Genomic DNA, 304 nt, shown 5'->3' on the forward strand with positions numbered 1-304 from the left:
ACATCTGGGTGTCGATGGGTGAGCCGGTGGAAGCGTGGGATGAGCGCATCGAGCAACTGCTGCCGTACCAGGTCAACGCCAACATGATGAAGGCTTCGGGCAACCCGCGCGTGAAGTTCATGCACTGCCTGCCGGCGTTCCACAACAGCGAAACCAAGGTCGGCAAGGACATCGCCGCGCGCTATCCGCACCTGGCCAACGGCGTCGAAGTGACCGAAGACGTCTTCGAGTCCCCAGCCAACATCGCCTTCGAGCAAGCGGAAAACCGCATGCACACCATCAAGGCGATTCTCGTGTCGGCGCT

The 304-nt window shown here is 61.2% G+C and carries 1 pseudogene; it reads left to right on the top strand.

Annotated elements, in window-relative coordinates:
* Positions 1-304 (top strand): annotated as a pseudogene (locus AACY49_RS31465) (ornithine carbamoyltransferase); the annotation flags it as partial.

The sequence above is a fragment of the Pseudomonas sp. EL_65y_Pfl2_R96 genome, from assembly GCF_963970905.1.
Lineage (GTDB): Bacteria > Pseudomonadota > Gammaproteobacteria > Pseudomonadales > Pseudomonadaceae > Aquipseudomonas.